General features: G+C 60.1%; 15 protein-coding genes. 4 read left to right on the top strand and 11 right to left on the bottom strand.

Annotated features, from left to right (window positions below; translation table 11 throughout):
* The first annotated feature begins 8 nt into the window (after window positions 1-8).
* Window positions 9-653 carry an endonuclease III gene (gene nth / locus ACR0IK_RS08745; RefSeq protein ID WP_480592470.1) on the top strand — a complete coding sequence of 215 codons (645 nt, stop codon included), beginning with the start codon at window positions 9-11 and terminating at the stop codon, window positions 651-653.
* A complete protein-coding gene (locus tag ACR0IK_RS08750; protein ID WP_480592469.1) occupies window positions 650-1,639 on the top strand; it encodes an adenosine kinase in 990 nt (329 codons plus the stop codon). The genes nth and ACR0IK_RS08750 overlap by 4 nt, the downstream gene beginning before the upstream one ends.
* 225 nt (window positions 1,640-1,864) lie before the next feature.
* Here ACR0IK_RS08750 and ACR0IK_RS08755 read toward each other — a convergent pair whose 3' ends face one another.
* From ACR0IK_RS08755 to ACR0IK_RS08770, 4 genes are all read right to left on the bottom strand, one after another.
* Complete coding sequence (locus tag ACR0IK_RS08755; RefSeq protein ID WP_480592466.1) at window positions 1,865-2,260, bottom strand: VPLPA-CTERM sorting domain-containing protein; 396 nt, start codon at window positions 2,258-2,260, stop codon at window positions 1,865-1,867.
* Window positions 2,261-2,712: 452 nt separating this feature from the next.
* Window positions 2,713-3,552, bottom strand: a complete 840-nt coding sequence (locus tag ACR0IK_RS08760) for a DUF547 domain-containing protein (RefSeq protein ID WP_480641194.1) — start codon at window positions 3,550-3,552, stop codon at window positions 2,713-2,715.
* Entirely contained in the window at window positions 3,549-4,922 is a 1,374-nt protein-coding gene (locus ACR0IK_RS08765) for a radical SAM protein (protein ID WP_480641195.1), read from the bottom strand. The genes ACR0IK_RS08760 and ACR0IK_RS08765 overlap by 4 nt, the downstream gene beginning before the upstream one ends.
* An 89-nt stretch (window positions 4,923-5,011) precedes the next feature.
* The gene (locus ACR0IK_RS08770) at window positions 5,012-5,497 is read right to left on the bottom strand and encodes an RNA pyrophosphohydrolase (protein ID WP_480592460.1); all 486 of its coding nucleotides are present in this window, start codon (window positions 5,495-5,497) and stop codon (window positions 5,012-5,014) included.
* Between the two features lie 137 nt (window positions 5,498-5,634).
* Between ACR0IK_RS08770 and ACR0IK_RS08775 the strand changes: the two genes are divergently transcribed.
* Window positions 5,635-7,662, top strand: a complete 2,028-nt coding sequence (locus ACR0IK_RS08775) for an FAD-dependent oxidoreductase (protein ID WP_480641197.1) — start codon at window positions 5,635-5,637, stop codon at window positions 7,660-7,662.
* Here the strand turns inward: ACR0IK_RS08775 and ACR0IK_RS08780 are convergent, their stop codons facing one another.
* Both ACR0IK_RS08780 and ACR0IK_RS08785 read right to left on the bottom strand, forming a co-directional pair.
* Window positions 7,663-8,271, bottom strand: coding sequence for a LysE family translocator (locus ACR0IK_RS08780; RefSeq protein WP_480592456.1), 609 nt, complete (start codon window positions 8,269-8,271; stop codon window positions 7,663-7,665).
* Window positions 8,272-8,348: 77 nt separating this feature from the next.
* Window positions 8,349-8,789, bottom strand: coding sequence for a DUF4399 domain-containing protein (locus ACR0IK_RS08785; RefSeq protein WP_480592454.1), 441 nt, complete (start codon window positions 8,787-8,789; stop codon window positions 8,349-8,351).
* Between the two features lie 228 nt (window positions 8,790-9,017).
* Between ACR0IK_RS08785 and ACR0IK_RS08790 the strand changes: the two genes are divergently transcribed.
* Window positions 9,018-9,923: a LysR family transcriptional regulator gene (locus tag ACR0IK_RS08790; protein ID WP_480592452.1), complete on the top strand. Its 906-nt coding sequence runs from the start codon at window positions 9,018-9,020 to the stop codon at window positions 9,921-9,923.
* 58 nt (window positions 9,924-9,981) lie between these two features.
* On the opposite strand, the gene ACR0IK_RS08795 is transcribed toward ACR0IK_RS08790, so the two are convergent.
* The 5 genes from ACR0IK_RS08795 to ACR0IK_RS08815 are packed head-to-tail and all read right to left on the bottom strand — an operon-like array spanning window position 9,982 to window position 13,661.
* Window positions 9,982-10,692 (bottom strand): SDR family NAD(P)-dependent oxidoreductase, encoded by a 711-nt coding sequence (locus ACR0IK_RS08795; protein ID WP_480592450.1) that lies wholly within the window; start codon window positions 10,690-10,692, stop codon window positions 9,982-9,984.
* 53 nt (window positions 10,693-10,745) lie between these two features.
* Entirely contained in the window at window positions 10,746-11,648 is a 903-nt protein-coding gene (locus ACR0IK_RS08800) for an OmpA family protein (protein WP_480641198.1), read from the bottom strand.
* The gene (locus tag ACR0IK_RS08805; protein WP_480592446.1) at window positions 11,645-12,217 is read right to left on the bottom strand and encodes a peroxidase-related enzyme; all 573 of its coding nucleotides are present in this window, start codon (window positions 12,215-12,217) and stop codon (window positions 11,645-11,647) included. Before ACR0IK_RS08805 ends, ACR0IK_RS08800 begins: the two co-directional genes overlap by 4 nt.
* A 14-nt stretch (window positions 12,218-12,231) precedes the next feature.
* The gene (locus ACR0IK_RS08810) at window positions 12,232-12,942 is read right to left on the bottom strand and encodes a GNAT family N-acetyltransferase (protein WP_480641199.1); all 711 of its coding nucleotides are present in this window, start codon (window positions 12,940-12,942) and stop codon (window positions 12,232-12,234) included.
* The gene (locus ACR0IK_RS08815) at window positions 12,939-13,661 is read right to left on the bottom strand and encodes a competence/damage-inducible protein A (RefSeq protein ID WP_480592442.1); all 723 of its coding nucleotides are present in this window, start codon (window positions 13,659-13,661) and stop codon (window positions 12,939-12,941) included. Before ACR0IK_RS08815 ends, ACR0IK_RS08810 begins: the two co-directional genes overlap by 4 nt.
* Window positions 13,662-13,713: the final 52 nt, after the last annotated feature.

Below are 13,713 nucleotides of genomic sequence, written 5' to 3' on the forward strand. Positions count from 1 at the left end.
AGGGCCGGATGGCAAAACAACTCGGATATCACAAGATCCGCGAGATCTTTACCCGCTTTCACGAGGCTGACCCCGAACCCAAGGGCGAGCTGGACCATGTGAACGTCTATACGCTGGTCGTGGCCGTGGCGCTGTCGGCGCAGGCGACCGATGCGGGGGTAAACAAGGCCACCAAAGAACTGTTCAAGATCGCCGACACGCCACAAAAGATGTTGGACCTGGGCGAAGAGGGTCTGATCGAGCATATCAAGACAATCGGGCTGTTTCGGCAGAAAGCCAAGAATGTCATCAAGCTCAGCCGCATTCTGGTCGAAGATTACGATGGTGAAGTACCCAATTCCCGCGCCGCGCTGCAATCGCTGCCAGGCGTCGGGCGCAAGACGGCCAACGTGGTGCTGAACATGTGGTGGCGGTACCCGGCGCAGGCGGTGGATACGCATATCTTCCGCGTCGGCAACCGTACCGGCATTTGCCCCGGCAAGCATGTGGACGCGGTCGAACGCGCCATCGAGGACAATATCCCGACCGATTTCCAGCTCCATGCACATCACTGGCTGATTTTGCACGGCCGCTATCACTGCAAAGCCCGCAAACCCATGTGCGGGACCTGTATCATCCGCGATCTCTGCGAATTTGAGGAAAAAAATCTATGAAAACCTACCAGCTTGTTGGCATCGGCAATGCCGTTGTGGACGTGATTTCCCAGGCCGATGACAGTTTCCTGGAACTTATGGGCATCGAAAAAGGCATTATGCAGCTGATCGAGCAGGAACGCGGCGAAGTTCTGTATGCCTCGATGGAAGGCCGGGTGCAGACGCCAGGTGGGTCCGTGGCCAACACCATCGCCGGAGCCGGTGCGCTGGGTCTGGATGCGGCGTTCATCGGCCGGGTACATGACGACGCCCTGGGCCGGTTCTATGCGGATGCGATGAACGAGGATGGCGTAGACTTCGTGAACCCTCCGGTCCCGGGCGGCGAACTGCCGACCTCGCGTTCGATGATCTTTGTCTCACCCGATGGCGAGCGGTCGATGAACACCTATCTGGGGATTTCGTCCGAGCTATCCTCGGCAGACGTCTCCAGTGACGTGGCGGGCAAAAGCCAGATCATGTTCCTTGAGGGTTATCTGTTTGACAAGGAAAAGGGCAAAGCGGCATTTCTTGAGGCCGCGCGCGATTGCCATAAGGGCGGCGGCAAGACAGGCATCGCCATTTCGGACCCGTTCTGTGTTGAACGCCACCGGGTCGATTTCCTGCTGCTGATCGAGAATGAACTGGATTTCGTGATCGGTAACGAGGCCGAGATCAAATCGCTGTTCGAAACCGACGATCTGGAGGAGGCGTTGGCGAAAACAGCCGAGATTTGCCCTCTGGTTGTCTGCACGCGCTCGGGCGATGGCGTAACGGTTCTGCATGACGGTCAGCGCATCGATGTGCCGGTGCAAAAAGTGGTGCCGGTAGACGCAACCGGTGCAGGCGATCAATTTGCTGCCGGATTCCTGTTCGGCATGGCCACGGGCCGCGATTACGAGACCTGCGCGAAGATCGGCAATGTCTGCGCCCGCGAGGTGATCAGCCATATCGGCCCGCGCCCCGAGGCAAACATGCAGGAACTGCTGCGCGCCGAAGAGTTGCTGTAAGTTCGCAGAAACCAAGATGAACCTTGGGCACAAGACCCTTCGCAACTTGCCACTCAAAAAATAGGGAAACGTGTTAGCCCAACCGGTTGGTTGGGCTGAATTTTGAGCATCACGTCAAGACCGTTCGGAGGGAACAGATCGCCCTTAGAACTTGCCTTCCAAAAATGAAACGAGCGGCTCACAGTTAATGGTGAACCGCTGCGTAGGTTGTTAAGGCGTGAAAAATCACGCGGGTGAGGCAGATGACCTCTTCCGGCGCATGCGCACTAAACCAAGTCCGCCGATACCACCTAAAAGCAGCAGAAATGGCGCTGGCAGCGGAACCGGTGAGACTTCCAAAGTCACGTCCGCATAGATTGTTTTGGATTTGCCCAACACAAATCCGATGCCCTCTTCGAGCGCGACGCTGTACAAACCTCCGTTTCCAAAGGCAACATTAAACGCGCTCTGCGTCCAATCCAAACTGCCGAGAGTAATGAAGCCAAAAAAGCTAATAAAATCGGCATCACCCGAACTACTGATTGATCCACCAGGGATATCAAATGCTAAGGTGGTATCCACCTCAAACTCACCGCCCGAGAAAAGGCCAGCGTCGCTCAAAAGGACATCAAACAAAGCCACACGCTGTGTTTCCCCTACGCCGAGCGAGAATGCCGTACCAACTAACGATGCGTTTGGAGTTATGGTCAAATTACAATTGGTACAACTTGACGTGGAAGTTGTGCCTGATCCCGCACCAACCAAGAAATTAACGGTTGAGGCATAAGCGGATCCAGCCGTTAAACAGACTGCTACCGTGGCAACCTTACATAGTCCCAGAAAACTCACTACGTTTCCCCCGTTTCAAAACTTCATACGAAAACAAAGTACACCTCAGCGCACCGTGCCACATTTTGGACACTTTTGCAGTAAAAATTTTGTGTTTAGAGGACTTTAACGTTCTTTAAACTGATAAAGCAGCCTTCAGTAACCACTTCTGAAGCCTGCTGCACCTCATTTGCGGACTCTGTTTGTGTAATTCTGGGTCAACGCGCATCGAAAAAAATCTCTTCAAGAATCGCTTTGAATCACTGTTATTCCGTGACAGTTGCGTCGTTTAGCGCCCAATTGTACTCATATGCAGCCACGCGCGAAGTTTCATTTAGCCGTGCCTGCAGGTTCAGTTCTGCCGCTTCTGTGATATTGGCGATCACTGCGCGTTCATCACGTCCGAAATCCTCTCTGAACCAGATGTAGATCTTCGACAGGATCAGTCCTCCGCGTTCGTCAAACCGGACCCCGCGCGGATCGTTGATATAGGCGCGCTCGGCAGCGGCAAAGTCACGCTCCAGCGTCTCGGCCTGCCAGGCGCGGTCCATCAGGTTTGGGCACCCTACAGCGGCGCAGTTCAATGCGTAGTGAATGCGCGGCTCATCGAAAGTGGGCCGGATGATACGGTGCTCGATATCGTTCAGGCTCAGGGTCTGCCCCGCAACCTGCACCAGCGGGCGGTTCCAGGGGCCGATGGAAAGAGGGCCATCCTTGATGACGCGGATTGAGGCGACGGGGTAGTTCTCAAGGATCACGTCCACCGTCACCGCATTATACAGGTTGATCCAATATGCCAGTTGCTGATCCCGGGTCAGCCGTGTTGGGTCCACGGCTTGCAGTTCTGTCAGATACTCGTCCAGCCGTGCCCGATCCGCCAGGGTTACTTGCCCATAGGCCACTCGATTCACACCCATCGCATCCGGGGCGACATAGCGGGACAGAAAGGCGCTCCAGTCCCGGTGGTCGAGCCGCTGACCCGGCGCAGAGGCAAAACGGGTCAGGGTTTGCCCCGGAAGCACCTCGGGTGCCGGCAAAGCCAAACGTTCGACGCTGGCGCAGGCGGCCAACAGGGGCAGCAACATCACGATCAGCAGCTTTTTCATGAGGCGTCCTTCCGGGCCTGGCGCAAGGCCCGCATCTGGCCCTTCAACTGTTTGAGCGGCGCCGATGCCGGATCGCTCAGGTCGGGCAAGTCCGAACGCGCAGCCAAACGGGGCACAGCCGCGTTCCACCAGCTTGGGCCGGTGGGTCCGTCGATCTGGTCCGGGCTGGCCAGATGGTGATCGCGTTGGGCATTATGCACGCACATCGACAAGGGGCCATTCGCTGTCGCTACCATGAACACGCACGAGGCACAGCGGTCGTCATCCAACGCATCCGCCGCCATGAAGTTGTGAATGAACACCGCCTGCCGCCGTACCGGACCGCGAAACAACCCCGGCCCCAGACGGGCCACGCTAACTGCCAAGTGTGCCAGAGCACGCAACGCCAGCAAAGGGTGACGCCGGATCGCGCGCAGCAGTTTGGGACGAATACGCATATGGGCATCCTGCTGGTCGTCCGCTCCTTCCAATGCAGCGATCACCCGATGCACCAGACGCCTGTTCGACAACAACGACTCCGCGCGGCCTCCGGCGGTGACGACACTGGCATAGCGGTTGCATTTGGAATGCCCTACCGCAGCTGTGCCGAAATGCAGCGGCGCCTCATAACCCGCCTCGACCGCACGTGCGACGCTGTCCTGTGTGATCGCATCAGGTCGCGCACGCAGGACGCCGCGCCCGGTGTCGGCTTGCATCTGGAACGAGACAAAGGCAACCTCGGGACGATCCCGCAGGAACCGCGCCAGGGCCGGGAGGTCATCGAAATTGCCGCTGAAAACGGTCGTATTGAAAAGAATCCGCAATCCCAGCCCGCGTGCCCGGCGGATGTAAGCGCGGCGGACGGTGTTCAGCTCAACCTCGTTGCGGAACCCTTTGCGTTCCTGCGTCATGTCCACGTGAAAGGCCACATCGTCCAGCCCCGCTGCTGCCAGCCGCGTCAGAAACGCCCGGCTGGCACGGATACCGTTGGTCATCAGACAGGACCGCATCCCCAACCGCCGGATTTCGCGGCACAGCGTTGCAAGGTCCTCGACCTTTCGCAGGGTCGGGTCACCCCCGGTCAGCTGCACCGAAACCCCGGCGCCGTAGTGGCTTCGGATCGTTGCCAGCCGCGCAAACAGGACCGCGAGCGGCGGATCATAGGTCAACTCGGCCCGGTCCGAGAGGTAACACAGCGTACAATCCAGATTGCAGCGCTGCGTGACCTCAAGTGCGACGCATGCGATCGGATAAAACCGCCCCGCCGTCTGGCCCGAACCGTATTCACCGCAGCTTTGCAGCCCACGGCGCAATGGTGCGCGCTGGTCCGTGCCGTTAAATGTCCGCCCGGCGGGATCGGTGACGGGTTGGGGGTGGGCAGTGTCTTTCATGCCCTCCAAGCTAGAGATGTGCCGCAACCCGAACCACGCCCCTTCACGGCAAGTTGTCGCGGGGTGATCAGCAGGATGTGATGCCGCCCTTAGCCCAGATAGCTGTCAAACGCGTCCACCACTTGCGCGTACACTTCGCGCTTGAACGGCACGATCTCATCAATCAGCTTGCTGGGTTCCTGCCATTTCCAGCGGGTGAATTCCGGGTGATCGGTTTCGATATTGATCTGATCGTCGCTGCCGGTGAAGCGCAGCAGAAACCATTTCTGTTCCTGCCCGCGATAGCGACCTTTCCATATCTTTGGCACAATGTCGTGAGGCAAATCGTAGGGCAGCCAACCGTCGGTCTCGGCCACGACCTCGACCAGAGCAGCGGTGACGCCGGTTTCTTCCCACAACTCGCGCAGGGCCGCATCGCGGGGGGCCTCGCCCTTGTCCACGCCACCCTGAGGCATTTGCCATGCATCCACGTGGCGGTCATTGCGCTGGCCGACGAAGATCTTACCCTCGGCATTCATCAGCATCAGCCCGACGCAGGGGCGATAGGGCAGTTTGGCGATCTCTTCTGGGGTCATGCGCGGCCTCGTACATTGGTCTGGCAACTCTGTATCAAGCGCTTCAGGAACAGCAAAGGGTGTGACGTTAGGTTCTGCGTGACAAAGGTGACGTGAACGTCAATCTATCGCAGAAGAATCGGGAGGGAGAGTTCGCCATGACTGCGTACCCAAACATGCTGGCCCCGCTGGATCTGGGCTTTACCACGTTGAAGAACCGCGTCTTGATGGGCTCGATGCACACGGGGTTGGAAGAGACCGGCGACTGGAACCGAGTGGCCGAGTTTTATGCCGACCGGGCCCGTGGCGGCGTTGGACTGATGGTGACGGGTGGAATTGGCCCGAACCTCGAAGGCTCGGTTCTGCCCGGCGCGTCGATGATGACCAACGACAAAGAGGTGGCGAACCACTCGATCATCACGCGGCGAGTGCATGAGGCGGGCGGCAAGATCGCCATGCAGATCCTGCATGCGGGGCGCTATGCCTATGGTCCCAAATGCGTGGCACCCAGCCCGGTGAAGTCTCCGATCTCGCCCTTCCCGCCGAATGAACTGGACGAGGAAGGCATCGAGAAACAGATCAGCGACATCGTGAACGCCGCCGTTCTGGCCCAGAAGGCCGGATATGACGGTGTCGAGATCATGGGGTCCGAGGGGTATTTCCTGAACCAGTTCCTTGTGACCCACACCAACAAGCGTGAGGATCGCTGGGGTGGGTCCTACGAGAACCGGATGCGCCTGCCCATCGAAGTGGTGCGCCGCACGCGTGAGGCCGTGGGCACCGATTTCATCATCATCTACCGCTTGTCGATGATTGACCTGATCCCCAATGGCTCGACCCATGAAGAGGTGGTGGAACTGGCCCAGCGGATCGAACAGGCCGGGGCCACGATCATCAACACCGGCATCGGCTGGCACGAGGCGCGGATTCCCACCATCGCGACCAGCGTTCCGCGCGCAGCCTTTGCCTGGGTGACCAAAAAGCTGATGGGCAAGGTCGGTATCCCGGTGATTACTTCGAACCGGATCAACACACCTGAAGTGGCCGAAGAGGTTCTGTCCACCGGCTGCGCCGACATGGTGTCACTGGCGCGCCCGATGCTGGCGGATGCGGATTTCGTGAACAAGGCGATGGCCGGTCAGTCCGCCCAGATCGCGCCCTGTATCGCCTGCAACCAGGCCTGTCTGGATCACACCTTCAGCGGCAAGCTGACCTCGTGCCTGGTCAACCCGCGCGCCTGCCACGAAACTGAGCTGGAGATTGGCCAGGCCGAGACGCCGAAGACCGTTGCGATCGTCGGTGCCGGTCCGGCCGGGCTGTCCACTGCCATGACCGCCGCCCAGCGCGGCCATGACGTGACCCTGTTCGACCGCGCCGCCGAGATTGGCGGTCAGCTGAACATGGCCAAACAGGTGCCGGGCAAGGAAGAATTCTGGGGGCTGGTCGATTGGTACCGCACCATGATGGCAGATTTGGGCGTCAAGGTGGAACTGAACCGTGAGGTCGGCGCCGACGACCTGACCGGCTTTGACGAGGTAATCATCGCCACCGGCGTCACACCGCGCGACCCTCAAATTCCGGGGCAGGACCGTGACAACGTCGTCAACTATATCGACGTGCTGCGCGACAAGGCCGAGGTTGGAAAATCCGTCGCCGTGATCGGCGCAGGCGGTATCGGGTTCGACGTGTCGGAATTCCTGCTGGAGAACGGCCACAGCATCACCACCGATCTGCCCGCCTGGATGAAGGAATGGGGCGTGACCGACCCGGAACAGCACCGCTCGGGGCTGGCGCCGGAAGGCCCGCAACCCGAAGCCCCTGCTCGCGACGTCACTCTGCTGCAGCGCAAGAAACAGGCGCATGGCAAGGGGCTGGGCAAGACGACCGGCTGGATTCACCGCGCAACGCTGAAGATGAAGGACGTCGATTTCGTCGGCGGCGTGAATTACGAGCGCATTGACGCGGATGGCCTGCATATCAGTTTTGGCGAAGAACGCGCCGACCCCACCGTGATTGCGGCGGATACAATTGTCCTGTGCTCTGGGCAGGTGTCCGAGCGCAGCCTTGCAGATGCGCTGATCGACCGCGGCATCACCCCGCATGTGATTGGCGGTGCGGATGTCGCGGCAGAGCTGGACGCCAAACGGGCGATCAATCAGGGAACACGGCTGGCTGCGGCTCTCTGATTACTCAGAGAGCGCCAGCTTGACGCCCAACGCACCGAACGCTGTCGCGAAACACCGTTTGATCCAGGCCATCACGGATGGTTTGCGAATGACGTAATCCCGTGCAAGGGCAGCGCAGGCACCGTATCCGACAAAGACCACAAAGGTCATCGCCATAAAGGCGGTGGCCAGCTTGGCCAGTTCCATACCGGCATTCGCCGTGCCGGCTGGCAGAAACTGAGGCAGGAAGGCCAGAAAAAACAGGGACAGTTTGGGATTAAGTACGTTGATCAACGTCCCGGTCACCGCGATCTTGAGGTGACCTGCCGAGGATTTCTCGGCATTTACCTCCATTGCTCCGCCTTCTTTGACGATACCCCAAGCCATATAAAACAGGTAGAGGACACCCAGATACTTGATGATCTGAAAGGCCAGCGCGCTGGTATGCAAAAGGGCCGCAAGCCCGATGATACTGGCCAGAGCTGCCGGTACGATGCCTATTGTGCATCCCGCCGCCGCCGCAAGGCTGGCGCGAAACCCACGCCCAAGGCCAACAGCCAGCGTGTAAATCACTCCGGTTCCGGGCAACAACACCACAATCAAGGATGTCAGAAAGAACTCCAGCGACATTTTGGCCTCCTGTTTTGGCCGACAGAGTTTCCGACATCCAGATTATTGTAAACCGGGTTCATGGCCGATCCCGGTAATTATTCCACTGTAATCGTAATCACCTCGGACACAATCGGCGTGGCGTGCGGCACGTGGCCCGCATCGCCCAGCACCAGTTGCAGCGTGTGCTCACCTGGGGCGAGGTCCAATGTCACCTCAGTCTGGCCGCCGCCGAAATGCAGGTGGTTGTCGTCCGAGGGCAGACCGTTGGCCAGTTCATCCGCACCGTCTTCGCCCTCACCCAGCGGTGGGCGGTCGATCAGCAGGTGATGATGGCCGGTGTTTTCCTTCTCGGTCCCGGCGGGGGCCACGCCCATGCCGCTGAGGCCAAAGACCACAGTTACCGGGGATTGAACGGTGTCCCCATCGGCCAGATTCACGAAATAGACTTTAGCTTCGGGGTTGGATGCGGTTTCCCCTCCGGCCGTCGCAAGGGTTGCGAACAGGCACAAGGCAGCTGGGGCAAGCAAGGCTTTCATGATCTCCTCCGTGGTCACAAATTTGCCATTCTCATCTTAACACATTCGGACATAAACGCCGAAAATCCTTGTCTTGCAGGCTCTGTAGCGGCACCGGAAACCATTGTTTCCGCGTTTCCCATCTGCAAACGATCTGATTCAAATCCCTGATATTATCCCATGTCTGCCCTGTTTCCGCCCAGATTGAAGGCGACAGTCAGGCAAAGATTTTGCACCCGGGGAACGAGAATGGATCGACTTACCGAAATGGAAGCCTTTGCCAATGTGGTGGACCAGGGTGGCTTCACCGATGCGGCCAAGAAGATGGGCATCTCCAAATCGGCAGTGTCAAAGCACGTGTCCAGCCTTGAGGCCCGACTGGGCGCACGGCTGCTCAACCGTACGACACGCCGCGTGTCCCCCACCGAGATCGGGCTGGCCTATTACGACCGTGCCCGCCGCGTGCTGAACGACGCGGGCGAGGCGGATGCGCTGGTGACCTCGATGCAGTCGGCCCCCTCGGGCCTGCTAAGGATCAGCGTGGCGACGGATTTCGGCGTGAATCACCTGTCGCCGGTTCTTTCGGATTTCCTCGCAGCCTATCCGGATATCACCGTGAACATGGTGCTGAACAACCGCTATGTGGAGCTGATCTCGGAAGGGTTCGACGTTGCCGTGCGCATTGGTGAGCTGGAAGACAGCACTCTGCGCGCCCGCAAGCTGACGGAAACTGTCAAACGGATGGTCGCCGCGCCCAGCTATATCGAGAAATTCGGACGTCCGCAGAAGATCGACGACCTGAACGAACACAAGTTGCTGCACTACTCCAGCCAATCCTCAGGCAATGTGTGGAAACTGACGGCACCTTCGGGTGAAAAACGGCAGGTGCGCACCGCAGGCTGGCTGAGCGTCAATGACGGGCAATCGCTGTTGAATGCGGCCATCTCCGGGCTGGGGATCGCATATCTGCCCAGCTACCTGTACGCGGACGCGCTGAAATCCGGTGCGGTTCTGGATGCGATGCCGTCGTTGCCCGACGAAGTGCAGGGCGTCTATGCCGTCTACCCGCCCGGCCGCTTTACCCAGCCAAAGGTGCGGGCATTTATTGATTTTCTTGTCGAGTCTTTCAACGAAAAGGGCCCGATGGACTGGTAATATCTCCCCCGGTGAACCTCGACGGCCCGTGCATCTGCGCGGGCCTTTTTTTGTCCGCTCAGAACCGTTCAACCCACGGGCGCAGGGTCAACTCATCGCTCCAGGCCGAGCGGTCCTGATGGATCAGATGCATGTATTCCCGTGCGATGGCATCCGGGTCCAGCATCGAGTCGGGCGTGTCAGCCCCTGCAACCCGGTCCGGATTGCGGATACCGCCGTCGATATTGACCCAGGCCACATGGATGCCTCGGGGGTGCAGTTCGCGTGCCATGGACTGCGCCAGCCCCCGTTGCGCAAACTTGCCCATGGCAAAAGGTGCCGAAAGCGGGAAACCTTTGACCCCTGCCGAGGCGCCGGTGAACAGGATCGTGCCACGTCGGTTGTCGCGCATCGGCTGATCCAACATCCGGCGGGCGGCGGCCTGACCCAGCAGAAACGCCCCATGTGCGGTGACTTCTACCGCCTTGCGTACCGTTTCCGGATCAAGCTCGGTGATCGGGCCACGCTGCCGGGCCGAAGGGTTATAACACGCAACCCGCAGCTCTCCCGGCAGACCGGCAACCAGCGCCGCCACGCCTTGGGCTTCCGTGCCATCCAACTGATGCAGCCTCGCCCCTGTCTCGGTGGCCAAGGGTGCCAGATCCGACACGTCGCGGGCCGTCAGATGCACGGCATATCCGCCCTGTGCCAATGCCCGCGCGAACGAGGCCGACAGACCGGTCCCCGCGCCAATGATCAATGCCTGCGGCGTTGGTGTCTGGTCAGTCATGTGGGCTCCTTTCGTATTCGATCGGCTCGCCTGTCAGACCTGTGTCACCGGGGTCAATTGACCAGCAGAACCGCCTCGACCCGGCGGTTCAGGTCGCGGCCTTCGGGCGTGGCATTCGAGGTCAGGGGGGCCAGATATCCAATGCCACGGGCCTCAACCCGGTCGGCAGCAACCCCATGCGACTCGATCAGGCGAGCCCGGACCGCCTGCGCCCGACCCGTGCTGACAGAGATATTGGCATCTAGCGCGCCGGTATCGTCCGTGTGACCGACCAGCGCCAGCCGCGTACCGGGGTTGTCGGCCAGATAGGCCGCGATCCGGTTTAGTGAGGCAAATGGGCCATCGCCCAGCGTGATCTCTCCGGTGCGGAAATGCAGATCGTCCAGAATCACATGCCCGTTCTGTTCCAACGCGGCCAGTAACCCGCCGGATACATCGGCCGTTTCCTCGATCACCAGAGGTGGTGGGGCCTCGGCGTCAACCGGAGAGACCCGGATCAACTGAACGTACCCGCTGGGCGGGTTGCGACTGACCAGCAGACTTAGCACATCGTCGCCGCGCGTGGCCGACAGAAAGCGGTAATCCTGAATCGCCACATACATGTCGGGGGTCGGAACAACCTCGGTTCCGAAGCGGAAATCGAACCCACCACAGGTGCGGGCCTCGCATTCGAACAGCACGTCATAGCCCTGCGCGACGATCTGATCGCGCAGCGGGGCCAGCAATTGCAGCGTCGTACTGGAGCCCGATTGCAAGCGCCATGTGATCCGTTCAACCCGCCCCTCAACCTGCCGCGTCGGCAAGGTGCCATCGGCAAACGGGCCGGTTGGCAGGTCATAGCTGTCAAGCGGGCTGACCCGGTCGCTGATCTGGCGTGCGCCCGAAGGCAACGTCAGGTCCTGCGCGATACCCGGCCCGACCAACAGCAACAGGATCAGTGAGGCAAAGCGGATCATCGGGCCTGCGCGTGGTATTGGTCGTTCGGAATCATCGCCGTGGCACTGGCGACCCGGTTTGACATGTTGAAAAAGCCGGCCACGTTGGCGATGTCCCAGATGTCGCGATCCGTGAACCCCACATCCCGCAGGCGCTGGCGGTCGGGTTCCTCGACCTCGGTACTTGCCGAGGTCATCTTGGCGGCAAAGTCCAGCATCGCCCGTTGGCGCGTGTCCAGAGGCGCGACACGGTAATTCATCACCAGCATTTCCCCCAGCTGCGGATCACCCGACAATTGCCGCACCGCCGCGCCATGCGCCACAAGACAGTAGAAGCACTTGTTGATCGCCGATACGACCACCGCGATCATCTCACGTTCCAGCTTGCTGAGACCGCTATCGCCCAGCATCAGGTCATTATACATCGCGGTGAAGGCGTTAAGCTTGTCGATGTCAAACGCATAGGCCCGCAGCACGTTCGGCACAAAGCCCAGCTTATCCACGCAGATATCAAAGTATTTCTGCGTCTCGGGCGGCAGCGGGTCCACCATCGGCAGGTCCAGCGCAGTGGGGGCGGTTTGGTCGGTCACGTCGGGCTTTCTCCTCAAATAAGCTGACGGTAGTGGTATTCGCCGGCAATCTCCATCCCGAGCGCGTGATAAAGCCCGTTTGCCCCGGCGTTTGCCCTGGTGCAGATCACGCTGAGCGTATCCGACCCATTTTCCCGTGCCCAGAAGGCGGCGGCGCGCATTGCCCAGACGCCAAGGCCCTGACGGCGATGATCGGGTAGGATTTCCAGCGCGTGAACCATTGCGACCCCGCCGTGAACAGCAACAAAACCGGTCCCGGCAGGATGATCACTGTGGCGCAGAAGCAGGCTGGTTTTCGGACCCTGCGCGCGTTCCATCACGGCAAGCCTCTCGGGACCGATGCAGCCCTTCGCCCAGATTTCGCGCATGATCGCCAGCGGCTCGGGCGTGAGGAACACCGTGACACGGGGGATCGGCGTACCCGTCAGGTGATCGGTCGGGCAGGCATAGATGTTGACCGGATCCAGAACCTGATACCCGCGCGCGGCCAGTTGGTTATCCAGCGCCTCATCCCCCGGGCGCAGGCAGAAGATGCGCTTTTGCCCCATCGCCTGCATCGCAGCCTCGGCGGCATCGATATCAGCCTCGCTTGCCGGACCCAGCGCATTGGCTGCAGATACGCGCGACCCACCGCCTTGCCCCTGACGCAGTTGAAACGGCCCCAGCCGATCATACCGCGCAGCAGGCCATGTGCCATCGACGATGTCCGCCCAGTTGACGTTCACAATTCAAGCTCTTTCGCAAGCCGGGTCGTGGCGGCATCGATGCGCGCGCCATCGGTGCCACGCAACACCACGTTCGCCCCGAAAACACCGTTGATCTGGAACGGATAACACCCGATGGACAGGTCTGAAAACTCCTCGGCCAGCGCGGAAAGAGTGGCCGCAATATCACCTTCGCCCCTGTTCACACGCAGAGTCTGGGAAAACAACGGGCTGCCCCCGGTCAGGCCGGGCAACACACTGGCCACCATCGCCTGAAACACCGACGGCACCCCTGCCATCACATGCACGTTGCCGATAGTGAACCCCGGCGCAGTCGAGACCGGATTGTCGATCAATTCCGCTCCGTCCGGGATGCGTGCCATGCGCAGGCGGGCCTCGTTAAACTCCAATCCCGACTTGTCATAATGCGCCTGCAACAGGGCGCGCGCATCGTCGCGAATGTCGATATGCACCCCGAAGGCGCGGGCGATACAATCGGCGGTAATGTCGTCATGGGTCGGGCCAATCCCGCCACTGGTGAAAACATGGTCGTGGCCGTCGGACAAAGCCTTGACCGCCGCCTCGATCGCAGGGGCATCGTCGCTGACGATCCGCACCTCTTTGAGGTCGATGCCATGTTTGGTCAGTTCCCCAGCGAGATAGTGCATATTCGCATCGCGGGTCCGGCCCGAGAGTATCTCATCCCCGATCACCAGCATTGCGGCGGTTGGATTGGCCATGGTGCGTGCCCCCCTCTTGATCGACCGTTAGGGCAGGTATAGGCCCTGAGAC

It is taken from the genome of Ruegeria sp. BF7, from assembly GCF_056538605.1.

Excerpts from the sequence above, each read along its gene's own strand:
- ACR0IK_RS08770 (WP_480592460.1), bottom strand. The coding sequence starts at position 5,497 with ATGACCCCAGAAGAGATCGCCAAACTGCCCTATCGCCCCTGCGTCGGG.
- ACR0IK_RS08800 (WP_480641198.1), bottom strand. The coding sequence starts at position 11,648 with ATGATCCGCTTTGCCTCACTGATCCTGTTGCTGTTGGTCGGGCCGGGT.
- ACR0IK_RS08780 (WP_480592456.1), bottom strand. The coding sequence starts at position 8,271 with ATGTCGCTGGAGTTCTTTCTGACATCCTTGATTGTGGTGTTGTTGCCC.
- ACR0IK_RS08775 (WP_480641197.1), top strand. The coding sequence starts at position 5,635 with ATGACTGCGTACCCAAACATGCTGGCCCCGCTGGATCTGGGCTTTACC.
- ACR0IK_RS08760 (WP_480641194.1), bottom strand. The coding sequence starts at position 3,552 with ATGAAAAAGCTGCTGATCGTGATGTTGCTGCCCCTGTTGGCCGCCTGC.
- ACR0IK_RS08765 (WP_480641195.1), bottom strand. The coding sequence starts at position 4,922 with ATGAAAGACACTGCCCACCCCCAACCCGTCACCGATCCCGCCGGGCGG.
- ACR0IK_RS08785 (WP_480592454.1), bottom strand. The coding sequence starts at position 8,789 with ATGAAAGCCTTGCTTGCCCCAGCTGCCTTGTGCCTGTTCGCAACCCTT.
- ACR0IK_RS08750 (WP_480592469.1), top strand. The coding sequence starts at position 650 with ATGAAAACCTACCAGCTTGTTGGCATCGGCAATGCCGTTGTGGACGTG.
- nth (WP_480592470.1), top strand. The coding sequence starts at position 9 with ATGGCAAAACAACTCGGATATCACAAGATCCGCGAGATCTTTACCCGC.
- ACR0IK_RS08790 (WP_480592452.1), top strand. The coding sequence starts at position 9,018 with ATGGATCGACTTACCGAAATGGAAGCCTTTGCCAATGTGGTGGACCAG.
- ACR0IK_RS08815 (WP_480592442.1), bottom strand. The coding sequence starts at position 13,661 with ATGGCCAATCCAACCGCCGCAATGCTGGTGATCGGGGATGAGATACTC.
- ACR0IK_RS08795 (WP_480592450.1), bottom strand. The coding sequence starts at position 10,692 with ATGACTGACCAGACACCAACGCCGCAGGCATTGATCATTGGCGCGGGG.